The sequence below is a fragment of the Thermoactinomyces vulgaris genome (assembly GCF_003688725.1).
Taxonomy (GTDB): Bacteria; Bacillota; Bacilli; order Thermoactinomycetales; family Thermoactinomycetaceae; genus Thermoactinomyces; species Thermoactinomyces vulgaris.
On the sequence record NZ_REFP01000006.1, the window covers coordinates 1 to 1,060 of the forward strand.

Here is a 1,060-nt window from a genome sequence, read left to right on the forward strand (position 1 = left end):
GTGCGTCGTTTTTTCATTGTTTCCATCGCCTCGCGGCGACATTTAGTAATATATCATGCATAAAAAATAAATGCAACCCTTTTTTTGTTCTTTTTTATTTCCTATAAAAAATTGTTGCCAGCAAATGAAAATCCGCCAGAAAACTGGCGGATTACTGGCTATAAGGAAGGAATTTCCCAATCAATGGGATCCTCATTTATTTTTTGTAATATCTCATTGGTTTTAGAAAAAGGTTTGCTTCCAAAAAAACCTTTCCGGGCAGAAAAAGGACTGGGATGCGCCGACTCAATCACATAATGCCGCTTGGTATCGATCCATTTTTTCTTCTCTTGGGCATGTCTTCCCCATAAAATAAAAACAACCGGCTTTTCACGTTCATTCAGTTTTTTTATCACTTGATCGGTAAATTGTTCCCAGCCTTTCCCTTTATGTGAATTCGGCTTTTTCTCTCTCACCGTGAGCACCGTGTTTAACATCAGAACCCCTTGTTTCGCCCATTTTTCCAAATAGCCGTGATTTGGAATATCATAACCCAGATCATCATTCAATTCTTTAAAGATGTTTTTCAAAGAAGGCGGTAATTTTACGCCTGGTTTCACGGAAAAGCTGAGCCCGTGCGCTTGTCCCGGACCGTGATAAGGATCCTGGCCAAGGATCACCGCTTTTGTATCCTGGTAAGAAGTTAATTGCAATGCAGAAAAAATATCTTCTTTTTTCGGATAAACAACCTGCTCTTGATACTCTTCCATCACAAATTTCCACAGTTTTTCAAAATACGGCTTTTCAAACTCTTCCCGCAACACGTTGCCCCAGTCAGTATTCAAGACTTCAACCATTCAGTTTTTCCTCTCCACTTTCTATAATATTTCTATTTGTTTATTTTAAACGGAATTTCTTCCCCTGCAAAGAAAAAAACAAAAAACCTCTGTTATCTTTTGATAACAGAGGTTTCCGTGTATTCCTTCGTATTCCTTCAAAACTAAAGAGTGTGAGACATGACTCTTTGAAACGTTTTTGCTCGAAATGAGCTCCTTAGAAAGGAGGTGATCCATCCCCACCT

The 1,060-nt window shown here is 38.9% G+C and carries 1 protein-coding gene; it reads right to left on the reverse strand.

Going from position 1 to position 1,060, the window contains the following annotated elements:
- Positions 1–158 precede the first annotated feature (158 nt).
- On the reverse strand, positions 159–836 hold the full coding sequence (locus ATH33_RS00330; RefSeq protein ID WP_037998456.1) for a uracil-DNA glycosylase: 678 nt from the start codon (positions 834–836) through the stop codon (positions 159–161).
- Positions 837–1,060 lie beyond the last annotated feature (224 nt).

Bases quoted from the DNA above. Each gene is read 5' to 3' on its own strand.
- ATH33_RS00330 (WP_037998456.1), bottom strand. From the start codon at position 836: ATGGTTGAAGTCTTGAATACTGACTGGGGCAACGTGTTGCGGGAAGAG.